Origin of the sequence: Stenotrophomonas sp. STK16_22 (assembly GCF_051984505.1) — a bacterium.
GTDB classification, from domain to species: Bacteria; Pseudomonadota; Gammaproteobacteria; order Xanthomonadales; family Xanthomonadaceae; genus Stenotrophomonas; species Stenotrophomonas maltophilia_A.
In genome coordinates this window covers 1,761,708-1,774,738 of sequence record NZ_CP196972.1, presented here as the reverse complement: position 1 = coordinate 1,774,738, position 13,031 = coordinate 1,761,708, and the positions used below count along the sequence as shown (strand labels likewise).

The 13,031-nt window shown below is 66.6% G+C and carries 11 protein-coding genes; 2 read left to right on the top strand and 9 right to left on the bottom strand.

Annotated elements, in window-relative coordinates; translation table 11 throughout:
• Positions 1-37: 37 nt before the first annotated feature.
• From ACSYAO_RS08195 to ACSYAO_RS08180, 4 genes are all read right to left on the bottom strand, one after another.
• On the bottom strand, positions 38-3,208 hold the full coding sequence (locus ACSYAO_RS08195; RefSeq protein WP_005409111.1) for an efflux RND transporter permease subunit: 3,171 nt from the start codon (positions 3,206-3,208) through the stop codon (positions 38-40).
• Positions 3,209-3,320: 112 nt separating this feature from the next.
• Complete coding sequence (locus ACSYAO_RS08190; RefSeq protein ID WP_005409110.1) at positions 3,321-4,544, bottom strand: efflux RND transporter periplasmic adaptor subunit; 1,224 nt, start codon at positions 4,542-4,544, stop codon at positions 3,321-3,323.
• Positions 4,545-4,635: 91 nt separating this feature from the next.
• Positions 4,636-5,406, bottom strand: coding sequence for an SDR family NAD(P)-dependent oxidoreductase (locus tag ACSYAO_RS08185; RefSeq protein WP_005409109.1), 771 nt, complete (start codon positions 5,404-5,406; stop codon positions 4,636-4,638).
• Positions 5,403-5,630 carry a hypothetical protein gene (locus ACSYAO_RS08180; protein WP_005409108.1) on the bottom strand — a complete coding sequence of 76 codons (228 nt, stop codon included), beginning with the start codon at positions 5,628-5,630 and terminating at the stop codon, positions 5,403-5,405. Before ACSYAO_RS08180 ends, ACSYAO_RS08185 begins: the two co-directional genes overlap by 4 nt.
• 147 nt (positions 5,631-5,777) lie before the next feature.
• Here ACSYAO_RS08180 and ACSYAO_RS08175 point away from each other — a divergent pair, with 147 nt between their 5' ends.
• Entirely contained in the window at positions 5,778-6,809 is a 1,032-nt protein-coding gene (locus tag ACSYAO_RS08175; RefSeq protein WP_005409107.1) for a LysR family transcriptional regulator, read from the top strand.
• Between the two features lie 179 nt (positions 6,810-6,988).
• Here the strand turns inward: ACSYAO_RS08175 and ACSYAO_RS08170 are convergent, their stop codons facing one another.
• Both ACSYAO_RS08170 and ACSYAO_RS08165 read right to left on the bottom strand, forming a co-directional pair.
• Positions 6,989-7,684: an OmpA family lipoprotein gene (locus tag ACSYAO_RS08170; RefSeq protein WP_005409106.1), complete on the bottom strand. Its 696-nt coding sequence runs from the start codon at positions 7,682-7,684 to the stop codon at positions 6,989-6,991.
• Between the two features lie 139 nt (positions 7,685-7,823).
• Positions 7,824-9,239 (bottom strand): cryptochrome/photolyase family protein, encoded by a 1,416-nt coding sequence (locus ACSYAO_RS08165; protein WP_060380712.1) that lies wholly within the window; start codon positions 9,237-9,239, stop codon positions 7,824-7,826.
• 109 nt (positions 9,240-9,348) lie between these two features.
• Here ACSYAO_RS08165 and ACSYAO_RS08160 point away from each other — a divergent pair, with 109 nt between their 5' ends.
• On the top strand, positions 9,349-9,933 hold the full coding sequence (locus ACSYAO_RS08160; RefSeq protein WP_076739255.1) for a hypothetical protein: 585 nt from the start codon (positions 9,349-9,351) through the stop codon (positions 9,931-9,933).
• 19 nt (positions 9,934-9,952) lie between these two features.
• Here ACSYAO_RS08160 and ACSYAO_RS08155 read toward each other — a convergent pair whose 3' ends face one another.
• Genes ACSYAO_RS08155 through ACSYAO_RS08145 form a run of 3 tightly spaced genes read right to left on the bottom strand, consistent with a single transcriptional unit; the run spans position 9,953 to position 13,030 of the window.
• Entirely contained in the window at positions 9,953-10,567 is a 615-nt protein-coding gene (locus ACSYAO_RS08155; protein ID WP_065183328.1) for an inorganic diphosphatase, read from the bottom strand.
• Positions 10,568-10,580: 13 nt separating this feature from the next.
• Complete coding sequence (locus tag ACSYAO_RS08150) at positions 10,581-11,930, bottom strand: purple acid phosphatase family protein (protein ID WP_194434588.1); 1,350 nt, start codon at positions 11,928-11,930, stop codon at positions 10,581-10,583.
• Positions 11,931-11,944: 14 nt separating this feature from the next.
• On the bottom strand, positions 11,945-13,030 hold the full coding sequence (locus ACSYAO_RS08145) for a phytase (protein ID WP_032966030.1): 1,086 nt from the start codon (positions 13,028-13,030) through the stop codon (positions 11,945-11,947).
• Between the last annotated feature and the right edge of the window lies 1 nt (position 13,031).

The following is a 13,031-nucleotide window of genomic DNA, read 5'->3' as shown; positions in this document are numbered from 1 at the left end:
GCCGCCGGCCATTGACCGGCGGCGACGGGGTTCCATGTCAGTGGTGGATGGTCGGCTCGCCGTGCTGCACCAGCTGGCCACCACCGTTGCGGGTGACGAACTTGCGCAGGGCCACGTAGAACACCGGGGTGAGGAACAGGCCGAACAGGGTCACGCCCAGCATGCCGGCGAACACGGTGATACCGGTCACCGAGCGCACCTCGGCACCTGCACCGTGCGACAGCACCAGCGGCACGGTGCCGGCGATGAACGCGATGGAGGTCATCACGATCGGGCGCAGGCGCAGGCGGCAGGCTTCCAGCGCAGCTTCAACGATTCCCTTGCCGCCCATCTCCAGTTCTCTGGCGAACTCGACGATCAGGATCGCGTTCTTGCACGCCAGGCCCATCAGCACCACCAGGCCGACCTGCACGAACACGTTGTTGTCACCGCCGGTCAGCCAGACGCCGAACAGCGCGGACAGCAGGGTCATCGGCACGATCAGGATCACCGCCAGCGGCAGCGACCAGCTCTCGTACAGCGCGGCCAGCACCAGGAAGGCCAGCATGATCGCCACCGGGAACACGATGAAGGCGGCTTTGCCCTGGGTCGCCTGCTGGTAGCTCAGGTCGGTCCATTCGGTGGTCATGCCCACCGGCAGCACCTTGCCGGCGATCTCGGTCAGCTTGGTCATCGCCTCGGCCGAGGACAGCAAACGCGGGTCGGCTTCACCGGCCAGGTCCGCTGCCGGGTAGCCATTGAAGCGCAGCACCGGGTCCGGGCCGAAGGTCTGCTTGATGGTGACCATCGAACCGATCGGCACCATCTCGCCGCGGTCGTTGCGGGTACGCAGCTTGCCGATATCCTCGACCGTCTCGCGGAACGGACCGTCTGCCTGGGCGATCACCTGCCAGGTACGGCCGAACTGGTTGAAGTCGTTGACGTAGGCCGAACCCAGGTAGGTCTGCAGGGTGTCGAACAGTTCGGTGAGCTGCACGCCCTGTGCCTTGGCCTTGACGCGGTCGACCTCGGCATCCAGCTGCGGCACGTTGGCCTGGTAGCTGGAAATCGGGAAGGCCATGCCCGGCGTCTGCGCCACGGTGCCCTGCATCGCCTGCACCGCATTCTGCAGCGCGCCGTAGCCCAGGTTGCCGCGGTCCTCGATGAACATCTGGTAGCCGTTGCCGTTGCCCAGACCGAGGATCGGCGGCGGCATCATCGCGAAGGCGAAGCCTTCCTGCAGACCGGCGATCTTCTGGTTGATCTCGGCATTGATCTGCGCAGCGGTACGGCCATGACGCTCGGCGAAGGGCTTGAGCGGAATGAACGCCACACCGGTATTGGGCGTATTGGTGAACTGCAGCGCGTTCAGGCCCGGGAACGAGATGGTGTGGGCCACGCCATCGGTTTCCTGGGCGATCTTGGCCACCTTGCGCAGCATTTCATCGGTACGCGCGATCGACGAACCTTCCGGCAGCTTCACGCCGGCGATCAGGTACAGCTTGTCCTGGGTCGGGATGAAGCCCGGCGGCACCAGCTTGAAGATCACGCCGGTACCGACCAGCAGGATCGCGTAGACCACGAACACCGCGCCACGTCGGCCGAGGATGCGGGCCACGCCACGCTCGTACTTCTCCGAGCTGGACTTGAAGAAGCGGTTGAACGGGCGGAACACCCAGCCGAACAGGCGGTCGATCAGGCGGCTCGGGCCATCCTTCGGTGCGCCGTGGGCCTTCAGCAGGCGCGCGGCCAGGGCCGGCGACAGGGTCAGCGAGTTGATCGCCGAGATCACCGTGGAGATGGCGATGGTGACCGCGAACTGCTTGTAGAACTGGCCGGTGACACCGGACAGGAACGCCATCGGCACGAACACGGCACACAGCACCAGCGCGATCGCCACGATCGGGCCGGACACTTCGCGCATGGCCTGGTGGGCCGCGGCGGTGGGCGACAGACCTTCCTCGATGTTGCGCTCGACGTTCTCCACCACCACGATCGCGTCGTCGACCACGATGCCGATCGCCAGCACCAGGCCGAACAGGCTCAGCGTATTGATCGAGAAGCCCAGCAGGTACAGCGCGGCGAAGGTACCCACCACCGACACCGGCACCGCGATCAACGGGATGATCGAGGCACGCCAGGTCTGCAGGAACAGGATCACCACCAGCACCACCAGCGCGATCGCTTCCAGCAGCGTGGAGACCACGGCCTTGATCGAGTCCCGCACGAAGATGGTGGTGTCATACACCGCTTCGTACTTCACGTCGGCCGGCATGGTCTTCTGCATCTCGTCCATCGTCGAGATGACCTGGTCACGGATTTCCAGCGCGTTCGCACCCGGCGACTGGAAGATGCCGATACCGACCGCGTTCTTGCCGTCCAGCTGCGAGCGCAGGGTGTAGTCACCCGCACCCAGTTCCAGGCGGGCCACGTCGGACAGGCGCACGATCTCGCCATCGGTGCCGCTCTTGAGCACGATGTCGCCGAATTCCTTTTCGGTCTTGAGCCGGCCCTGGGCATTGATCAGGGTCAGGAACTTGCTGTCCGGCAGCGGTTCGGCGCCGAGCTGGCCGGCCGACACCTGCACGTTCTGCTCGCGCATGGCGCGCACCACGTCGCTGGCGGTCAGGCCGCGCGAAGCCACCTTGTCCGGATCCAGCCAGGCACGCATGGCGTAGTCGCCACCACCGAAGATCTGCGCATCACCGACGCCCGGAATGCGCGCCAGCGCATCCTTGACGTGCAGGCGGGCGTAGTTGCGCAGGTACAGGGTGTCGTACTTGCCTTGCGGGGAGGTCAGGTGCACCACCATCAGGAAGGTCGGCGACTGCTTCTGCGTGGTCACGCCCTGCCGGCGCACGTCCTCGGGCAGGCGCGCCTGCGCCTGCGCCACGCGGTTCTGCACCTTCACCGCCGCTGCGTCCGGGTCGGTGCCCGGGCGGAAGGTGACGGTCATCTGCAGCACGCCGTCGGAACCGGCGACCGACTTCAGGTACATCATGCCTTCGACGCCGTTGATGGCTTCTTCAAGCGGCGTGGCGACGGTCTCGGCAATGACCTTGGGGTTGGCGCCCGGATAGACCGTGCGCACGACCACCGACGGCGGCACCACTTCCGGGTACTCGCTGATCGGCAGGATTGGAATCGTGATCAGGCCTGCGGCAAAGATCACGATCGACAGCACCGCCGCGAAGATCGGCCTGTCGATGAAGAAACGGGAAAAGTCCATGGAGGAATTCCTGGGAAAGGCATTCGGCGGGCAACAGCCACCCTGCCCCTCGCCGAAATGACGAAGGCAGGGAAGGCTGCCGCTGGCGCCGGCAGCTAAGCGGGGACGCGGATCAGTGCTTCAGGGCGGCGGTGGCATCGCGGCCCGGTGCCGGCGCCGGCTGTGGCTGCATCGCCACCGCCTTGGCCTGCACCGGCATGCCCGGCATGAAGACCTTCTGCACGCCGTCGATGATCACCTTGTCGCCCGCAGCCAGGCCGTGTTCGACAATGCGCAGGCCATCAGCGGTGCGACCTAGCTGGATGTCGCGGCGCTGGGCCTTGCCATCCTTGTCGACCACGTAGACATACTTGCGGTCCTGGTCGGTCAGCACGGCCTTGTCATCGATCAGCAGCGCCTGGAACTGGCCGCTGCCGAGCAGCTGCACGCGGGCGAACAGGCCCGGCGTGAACTGGCGGTCGGCGTTGTCCAGCAGTGCGCGGACGCGGATGGTGCCGGTGCTGCGGGCGACCTGGTTGTCGAGGAAGTCGACCTTGCCCGAGTGCGGGTAGCCCTCTTCGCCGGACAGGCCAACCTTCACCGGCAGTTCGCTGTCACGCTCGCTCGGGCGCTCGCCCTTGCGTGCCATCTGGGCGTAGCGCAGGAAGGTGCTTTCGTCGGCATCGAAGTAGACAAAGACGGTATCCAGCGAGACCAGCGTGGTCAGCACGCTGGCACTGTCGCCGGCGGTGACCAGGTTGCCGGCGGTGACCATCGCGCGACCGGCACGGCCGTCGATCGGTGCACGCACCTTGGTGAACTCCAGGTTGAGCCGGGCCGCGTCCAGCGCAGCCTGCGCGGCCTGCACGGCGGCACCGGACTGGTCGGCGGCCGCGCGACGCTGTTCGGCGGTCTCGGTGGAGATCGCCTGCTGCTCGGACAGTCGCTTGGCGCGCTCGGACTCGCTGCGGGCCAGCGTGGCCTGGGTGCGGGCGCGGGCCAGCTCGGCAGCCGCTCGATCGTACTCGGCCTGGTAGCTGCGCGCGTCGATGGTGAAGAGCACTTCGCCCTTCTTCACTTCCTGGCCTTCGACGTAGTTGACCTTGTCGATGTAGCCGGACACGCGCGGGCGCAGTTCAACGCTCTGCACCGCTTCGACGCGGCCGCTGAACTCGTCCCACTGGCTGACCTGCTTGACCAGTACCGGCGCGGCGCTGACCTGCGGCGGCGGCGGTGCACCGGCTTCTTCGGCGTGGCCGCCGCTGCAGGCCGCAAGCACGGCTGCGGCGAGGATCGACACGCCGACCATCGCAATGCGATGGCCGAAACGATGTGGGGTGGTATTGGGGGAAGTCATGGCATGCATCCGTACGGAGGGGTGGTACAGCTATATGAGAACGTGTTGCAAAAATCGGCGGCGTATCCTGCGACCTCAACCTTGGTCGAGGTCAAGCAACGCCTGCGGTATCGCGCCACAAAGGGGGAACTTCCAGGTGCAGCAGGCCGCGCGGCAGTTCGGCATCGCTGCTGTCGCAGCGGACGATGGCGCGGTTGTCGCGGCAACCATCCAGCAGCGACACAACGCGACGACCCACCAGCAGCGAACTCGGCCACTCGATGCAGGCATTGGCCGCGTTGGCCGGGGTGCACACCGGGCTGCAGACTTCCAGCATCTGCGCGCGCACGCCCAGCGCCTGCGCTTCCTGGTGCACGACCTGCGCGTACATGCGCAGCGCGGCGGTGGTGATCGAGGTCTCGCCGTAGCCCGCCCATGGTTTGGCGTTGGCCGGGCTGCCGATCATCACGTAGCGGCGCGCATGCACGTTGTCCTGCAGCAGCGGCAGCAGGTGACGCACCGCGTGCACGTGCGGCATCAGATCGGCCTGCATCGCGCCCATCAGTTCGTCACCGTTGCGGTCGACCACGCGACCGCGGCGGTACGGTCCACCCATTGCGGCGATCACCGCCGCCAACGGGCGCGGGCGCTGCGCGATGCGTTCGGCCAGCGCGCGCGCCGATCCGTCGTCGCTGAGCGACCCCAGCAGCGTCTCCAGGCCCGGCTCGTCAGCGAACTGCTCGTGCAGCGCCGCCAGCCGGCCCGGATCGCGGCCGACAACCAGTACCGGGCTGCCGGCCTCCAGCAGCGCGCCAACCACACCCTGGCCGACGGCACCGGTGCCGCCCAGGACCAGGACTTCAGGCGTCAGCATCCCATTCACGGGACATTTCCTCCCAAATCCGGGATAGTCCCGATTCGGCGCAGGCGGTCACCCTTGTGAGGGGCTAGGCGGATGGCACCGCCACGCTGCTGACGCATGGGCGCGGTAAACTCACGAAAGTCCTTGTGTACCAAGGAACTCGGACGGGCTTCGACGGTCATCGCCAGGTCCAGGGTGTTCTGGCCGGCGTTCCGGAGTCGGGCAAGAATGTTGCGCAGGCTCATGGCGGACGGGCTCCAATTAACGAATGGCGCCACGATAGACCTCAAACCTTTACTTGATTAGTCCTGATTAAGGGGAATAATCATCCCGCTCCCGGTCCAATCGTTCTGTCACGATTGTCCCATCCCCGACGTCCAGGATCCCCGACCATGTCCCACGATCTCAACGAGACGCTGATCTTCGTCAAAGTGGTCGAGCAAGGCAGCTTCATTGCCGCTGCCAAATCGCTCGGCCTGCCCAAGACCACGGTCAGCCGCAAAGTGCAGGAGCTGGAAACGCGCCTGGGCGCGCGCCTGCTGCACCGGACCACGCGCCGCCTCGGCCTGACCGAAGCCGGTTCGATCTACCACGAACATTGCCAGCGCATCGCGCGCGAACTGGAAGAGGCCGAGAGCGCGGTGAGCCAGCTGCAGTCCGGCCCGCGCGGCTGGCTGCGCTTCACCGTGCCCTATTCGATCGGCATCACCTGGATCGCCCCGCTGCTGGGCCAGTTCCATGCGCAGTACCCGGAAATCCGCCTGGACATGCACATGGGCAACGAGAAGCTGGACCTGATTGCAGGTGAAGCGGACCTTGCGCTGCGCGTGGGGGCCCTGCCCGATTCGAACCTGGTCGCGCGCAAGCTGGGCAGCCTGCGCACGCAGGTATTCGCCAGCCCGGCCTACATCGAGCGCTACGGCGAGCCGCTGCATCCGGAAGAGCTGCAGTTCCATCGCATCCTGGCGATGCGCAAGCCGTACCACACCGGAAATTCGCCGCGCTTCACCTGGCAGCTGGGCGAGAACGGCGGCGAGCTGCGTGACTTCCCGGTCACCCCGCTGATGACCGCCAACGACATGTCTGCGTTGAATGGTGCATTGGTCTGTGGCGAAGGCCTGCTGCTGACCGGCGACGTGATGGCCAAGCCGTTCGTTGAATCGGGCATGGTGCGCCGCGTGCTGGCCGGCTGGACCGGCCCGGAAGTGGACTTCAACGCCGTGTTCGCCGGCGGCCGCCTGGTCTCGCCAAAGGTGCGTGCGTTCGTCGACTTCCTGGTCGAAAAGCTCAACTTCGACGCCAATTACATGCTGGCGCAGTGTCCGGGTGCGAAGCTGGCGCAGCAGCAGAAGGAAAAGGAAGACGCCGCACTGGAAAGCAGCGGCAAGCGGATCCTGGAGAAGGTGGCCGCTTCTGCGGCGTAGCCTGCAACAAGAGCGCCTACCCATCTCCTGGTAGTTGCCGACCTTGGTCGGCATGGCTTACAGAGGGATGCGCTATCGGCGTGCCGAGCAACGCTCGGCACCCACAAAAATGCCGCCTGCAAGGGCGGCATTTTCGTTCCGGCCGATGGCCGGACAGGCTCAAGCAGTAACGCTACGCGTTATTGCTTGAGCGGAATCACCCGGATCTCGACGCGGCGGTTCTTGGCGCGGCCGGCGTCGGTGCTGTTGTCGGCAATCGGGTACGACTTGCCGGCGCCCAGCGTTTCGATGCGCACGCTCTGCACGCCCTGGCCGATCAGGTACTGCGCGACCGAGTCGGCACGTTCCTTCGACAGGCGGTTGTTGACCGCATCGCTGCCGATGCTGTCGGTGTGGCCGACCACTTCGATCATGGTCTGGTTGTAGTCACGCAGGGTGCCTGCCACGCCATTGAGCGCGCCGTAGAACTGCGGCTTCAGGGTCGACTTGCCGAAGTCGAAAGTGATGCCGTCCGGCAGGTTCAGCATGATGTTGTCGCCCTGGCGCTGCACATCGATGCCGGTGTTGGCAGTGCGCTCGCGCAGTGCGCGTTCCTGGCGATCCTGGTACTGGCCGACGGCGGCGCCGCTGAGCGCACCGATACCGGCGCCGATCAGGGCATGCTGGCGTCGCTCGGTGGCGCTGTCGCCGGTCAGCAGGCCGGCTGCCACGCCGATGGCGGTACCGATCAGGGCGTTGCGCCCGGTGCGGTTCTGCTGCTCGGTGGGGTTGCCGTACTGGTCACTCTGTACGTAGGAGCCGCCGGTGGCGCAGGCCGACAGGACGGCCGCGCTCATCAGGGCCAGTGCGACGTTGCGGGTGGTGTTGCGGATCATGAGGTTCTCCTTGGTTTCCGGTCGGCCGGCGGCCTGCGGGCGCAAAGAGAATAAACAGCCCGATGCGATGCCGGAATGATGATCGGGCACACCGACAGGGCCGCGTTCAGCTAACTGACCAGATCACTCAGGTCGCCCTTTACCCCGCCCCCGACTGGCGGTAAGCCGCCAATGCGGCGTCGCGGCCCGCGGCCAGGTCCACCAGCGGCGTAGGCGGATAGCCCGGGGCATGTGTCGCCAGCAGCAGCGGATGCTGCCAGGGCGCAAACCGGGCCTTCACCGGCAGCGCGGCCAGTTCGGGCACCCAGCGGCTGATGTACCGTGCCTGCGGATCGAACTTCTCGGCCTGGGTCACGGGGTTGAACACACGGAAGTACGGTGCCGCGTCGGCACCGGTCCCGGCCACCCACTGCCAGCCCATGGTGTTGTTGGCCAGGTCGGCATCGACCAGGGTGTCCCAGAACCAGCGTGCGCCATGCAGCCAGTGCGCGCGCAGGTGCTTGCACAGGTAACTGGCCACGATCATCCGCACCCGGTTGTGCATGTAGCCGGTGTGCCACAGCTCGCGAAGGCCGGCATCGACGATCGGCACGCCGGTGTTGCCGCGCTGCCAGTCGTACAGCTGCGCCTCACTGGGCGTTGCCCATGGGAAGCGATCGAAACGCGGGTTGAGGTTGTCGGTGGGCGTCTTCGGGAAGTGATGCAGCAGGTGGTAGGCGAAGTCACGCCAGCCCAGCTGGCGCAGGTAGCCGTCGATGTCGGCGTCGGTGCCGGCACTACGCAGCCCTTCCAGCGCATGGGCAATCCGCCAGGGTGCGATTTCGCCGAAATGCAGGTGCGGCGACAGCCGCGAGGTCCCGACACGGTCCGGCAGGTCACGCTGCTCGCGATACCCGCGCAGGGCACCGTCTTCAAAGACGGACAGTGCTTCCAGCGCACCGGCTTCACCCGGCTGCCAGTGCTCCCAGAAGCCGGTATCCCAGTCCAGCGTCGGCGCCAGCTGGAGGTCATCCAATGCCAGGCTGTCGGCCGCGTGCGGCGCCAGTGCTTCCGGTGCGGCCTGCAGTGCCGGCAGGCGCCAATGACTGAGCACGTTGCGCCAGTACGGCGTAAATACCTTGTACGGCTGGCCCTGCTGGGTGGCGATGTCCCAAGGCTCGAACAACAGGCTGCCATTGCAGCTCTGCGCATCGATGCCCTGCTCGCGCAGCATGCGCTTGATGGTGGCGTCGCGTGGCTGGGTGGCCGGTTCGTACTTGCGGTTCCAGTACACCGCCTCGGCGCCAGTCTGCGCGATCAGCAACTGCAGGGCCGGCAGGCTGTCACCACTGCGCAGCACCAGCGAGGAACCGCGCGTGCGCAGGTCCGCATCCAGCGCGGCCAGTGAACGGTGGCGCCACGCATCGGAGGCAGCACCCGGCGCCCACTCACCTTCTTCGTGCGGCGCATGGATGTAGACCGGCACCACGTCGTGACCGGCATCCAGCGCGGCCTGCAGGGCCGGATTGTCCTGCAGCCGCAGATCACGGCGGAACCATACCAACGCTACCGACACAGGTACTGCCTTCGTTGTGGAAGGCGCACATGATAGCCAGCGGTGGTGAAGGGGATGCGCGCAGACGCCGTCTGCTAGGCTGCACGGCCGCTACCCGTTGGACTCTGACATGGATGATCTGCACGCCTCATTCGCCCGCTTCGGGCCGCTGCATGCGCAGCACGAGCGTGACTGGCAGGGCCCGTTCCCGCTGCCCACGGCACTGGCGTCGTTCTACGCGCAGGTCGGGCCGCTGGGCGAAGAGATCAATGCCAGGGTTGGCCGCGCCGGCATCACCGTTCCCGGCCTTGATGTCTGGATACCGCCACTGCAGCGCCTGTGGAGCCAGCAGGCCGGCTATCGATGGCATGGCGTCAGCGGCGAACGGATCAACGACTGGCCATCGAACTGGCTGGTGATTGCCGATCGCGGCGCTGATCCGTTCATCCTCGACCTGGACGACGGCCGTGTGCTGTTCAGCCATCACGGCGCCGGCCTGCTGGATGCCGGCGAGATCACTGCCGATGTGCCAACCTTGATGGCGGCTCTGGCTGCTGCAGGCACGGTGTACCTCGATGCCGGCGATGACCTCTACAACGACGATGACGATGGCGGCATCCGTCCTGAACACCAGGAGGCAGCCGTACAGGCGGTGGCCCGGGTACTGGGCGACCGCCTGCAGGCCGAGTCGTTCATCGAGACGTTGCTGGACTGAATCCAGCCATGGCGTGGATCTATTTTTCGAAGCGCTTCATCGCTTCGCTGATCAGCGTCCGCGCCTCGGCAGCGTTGCCCCAACCGTTGAGCTGCACCGGGTTGCGCCCGGCCGGCAGGTCCTTGTAGACCCGGAAGAACGCTTCGATGCGCTGTCGTTCGATCTCCGGCAGATCGGCCAGGTCGCGGATGTTGGCGTAGGTCGGGTCAACCGTGTCGGTCGGCACGCCGATGATCTTCTCGTCGTGCTCGCCGCCGTCGACCATCTTCAGGTAGCCGATCGGCCGGAAGCGCACGATCACGCCCGGATGCAGGGGTTCACGGGTCAGCACCAGCGCGTCCAGCGGATCGTTGTCGCCAGCCAACGTGCGCGGCATCGAACCGTAGTTGGCCGGATAGGCGACCGGCATCGACTGGAAGCGATCCACATGCACCAGGCCGTCCTCCTTGATCTCGTACTTGGTGAAGCTGCCGGCCGGAATCTCCACCGCCAGGTTCACTTCCTGCGGCGCCTGCTTCGGCTGCGCCACCAGGAACGGGTGCAGCACGCCATCGGCGGCGGCCACCGCGGTCGCGAGCAGGAGCAGGGCCCCGCCGATGGCAGCCATGGGGACAAGACGGTGTACGGTTTTCATCTGGATCTCCTCCTCATTCCCAGCAGCGATCGGCGCGGCCCTTGGCAGTCTGCGCGCGCGGGCAGTCACGCGGCGTGATGCGGCCTTCGGTCAGCTCCGTGCGCTGCTTGCCGCCCTTGGCGTCGCGACGCAGCTCGAAGGCATCGTAGAGTCGCCCGGTCACCGTGCGGGCTTCATAGCGCAGGTGCTGCGGATCGATGTGCAACACCTGGAACAGCTGGGTGTCCTCGGCCACCGGATCCATCGTCCTACGTGCCTCGTCGGAGAGACGGTACTGCTTCGGCCCCGCCACGGTCACCACATACTGCGGCGTCGCGGCCTGTCCTTCACCACGGCGGCCATAGGTGTGATCGTGGCCCTGCAGCACCAGATCGACGTTGTGGCGACGAACCACCGGCAGCAGCACGTCACGCAATGCGCCGTTCTCGCGCCCTTCGCGCGGCGAATAGAACGGCTGGTGCAGCAGCACGAGCGTCCACGGCTGCGGATTGCCGGTCAGTACCTTGTCCAGCCACTGGGCCTGCGCCTTGGCCGTGCCAAGGTCGAGTGCCGACGTGCCATCGACCACGGCGACGCGCACGCCCTGCGCATCGAACCAGTAGCTGGTCTGCTGTGCGGCGGATGCCCCATTGCCCGGCAGCGCGAACGTCACCGGCCAGTGCCTGCCCAGCACGCGGCGTTCCTGCGGAGTGTCCTCGAACTCCTCGACATACTCGTGGTTGCCGATCGCCGGCGCGACCAGGGTTTCCTGCGCCAGCCAACCGGCGGCGGCAAACCATTCGCCCCACTCGCTGTCATCGGCACCATCGCCCCCACTGACCAGATCGCCAGCGAACAGGCTCAGGCGCGCCTCGGGTGCGGCCTTCTGCGCGGCGCGCACCACGCGGCTGACATGGCTCACGTTCTTGTTCTGGGTATCTCCAAAGTACAGCAGGGTCAGCGGCTGGTCGGGCGCAGCCAGCGTGCGCAGCTGGTTCCAGGCGCTCCAGCTGCCGTTGCCCTGCACGCGGTAGACGTACAGGGTATCGGGCCGCAGGCCGCTGACATCAGCGCGGTGGTGGTGCGACAGCCCGTTCTCGGTCTGCAGCGCGCGGGTCGTGGCGCGCACCTGGCGGATGCCCTCGATGGCCGGTGAATCACCGGCAAGGGCAATCTCCAGCAGCGGCGCCTGCACGCTGCCGTCGGTGCGCCAGGCCACGGCGAACCCATGGCCGGGATCGACTGCCGGCGAAGCGACAATGCGGTCCGGCACCGTCGTCGCTGCGTAGTGGCGGCTGCCCGGCGGCACCTGGGTGTTCGCTTCAGCCGCCGCGAAGCACAACGACGGCACCGCCAGCAGCAGGCCCAGCGCCAACGTACGCATCAGGCAACGACCGCTCACGAACCACACTCCAGCGGCAATGCCAACTGCTTGGCGATGCTCTCCCAGTCGAACGCCACCACGCCCTGGTCGTCATGCACCGCATACAACGCGCCGTGCGGGAAGCGCGCGCTGGGCTGCTGCATCATCCAGATGCCATCGGTGTTGGCCACGGTATTGCCCTGGAACGCGCCGACCGGCTTCAGGGTGTGGCGGTCGAACAGGTGGAACACGCTGCGCTGCTTGCCCTGTTCGGTGGTGATCCACCAACCATCCTTGCCGCAGGTGCGCAGGGTTACGCCTTCGGCCTGCGCCTTGAACACGTCGCGGCCGAAGGTGGTGCCGGTGAAACGCCCGGCCAGCGTGTAGACCTTGAACTCGCTGGCGTAGCCCTCGTCCTCTTCGGCGATCAGCAGGCGATCGTTCTCGGGGTCGCCCCAGATCGACTCGACCACGCGCAGGGCACCCGCCTCAGTGGTATCACCGATGCTGGCCACAAGCTTCGCTTCGACCTTCGCGCCATCGCGGGTCACCTGGTACTGGCGCACGCGCTTGTCCAGCTCGGTCAGCGGCGGCAGGATGTCACGGCCCTGTGCATCCTCGCCGTTGTCCCAGGAGTCGGTCACGTAGACGCTGTAGCCATCGGCACGGCGGTCGACCCACAGCCCGTACGGCTTGCGCAGGTCGTCCGCAGCGAAGGTCGCCAGTGGAGTGAAGTCCGGCAGGCTCAGCACCTGCACGCGGTGATTGTCGCGCTCCACGATCCACAGCAGATCGTCGGTCACCGCGATGCCGTTTGGGCGATCGAACTGCCCTGGCGCGGTGCCGCTGCTGCCTACGTCGCGCAGGTGCTGGCCGCTGCTGCCGTCGTAGACCACCAGCTTGTCGGTGGCCTTGGCAGTGGCGATCAGCCAGAGCTTTCCGTCAGGTGCACGCCAGGCGGCAGGCGAATCGATGTTGTCAGCCGGCGTCATCGGTGAAAGGAATGCCTCGGCGATGGTGGTCACCGCACGCTCGTTCGTGGCCTTCGCCCCGGGCTTGGCCACGGCCGGATCATTGCCGTTGGCCGGCGTGCAGCCGGCCACCAACGTCACGGCCAGCATG

Coding starts and splice junctions, on each gene's coding strand:
- ACSYAO_RS08195 (WP_005409111.1), bottom strand. CDS start 3,208: ATGGACTTTTCCCGTTTCTTCATCGACAGGCCGATCTTCGCGGCGGTG.
- ACSYAO_RS08190 (WP_005409110.1), bottom strand. CDS start 4,544: ATGACTTCCCCCAATACCACCCCACATCGTTTCGGCCATCGCATTGCG.
- ACSYAO_RS08180 (WP_005409108.1), bottom strand. CDS start 5,630: ATGAGCCTGCGCAACATTCTTGCCCGACTCCGGAACGCCGGCCAGAAC.
- ACSYAO_RS08175 (WP_005409107.1), top strand. CDS start 5,778: ATGTCCCACGATCTCAACGAGACGCTGATCTTCGTCAAAGTGGTCGAG.
- ACSYAO_RS08170 (WP_005409106.1), bottom strand. CDS start 7,684: ATGATCCGCAACACCACCCGCAACGTCGCACTGGCCCTGATGAGCGCG.
- ACSYAO_RS08160 (WP_076739255.1), top strand. CDS start 9,349: ATGGATGATCTGCACGCCTCATTCGCCCGCTTCGGGCCGCTGCATGCG.
- ACSYAO_RS08155 (WP_065183328.1), bottom strand. CDS start 10,567: ATGAAAACCGTACACCGTCTTGTCCCCATGGCTGCCATCGGCGGGGCC.
- ACSYAO_RS08150 (WP_194434588.1), bottom strand. CDS start 11,930: ATGCGTACGTTGGCGCTGGGCCTGCTGCTGGCGGTGCCGTCGTTGTGC.
- ACSYAO_RS08145 (WP_032966030.1), bottom strand. CDS start 13,030: ATGCTGGCCGTGACGTTGGTGGCCGGCTGCACGCCGGCCAACGGCAAT.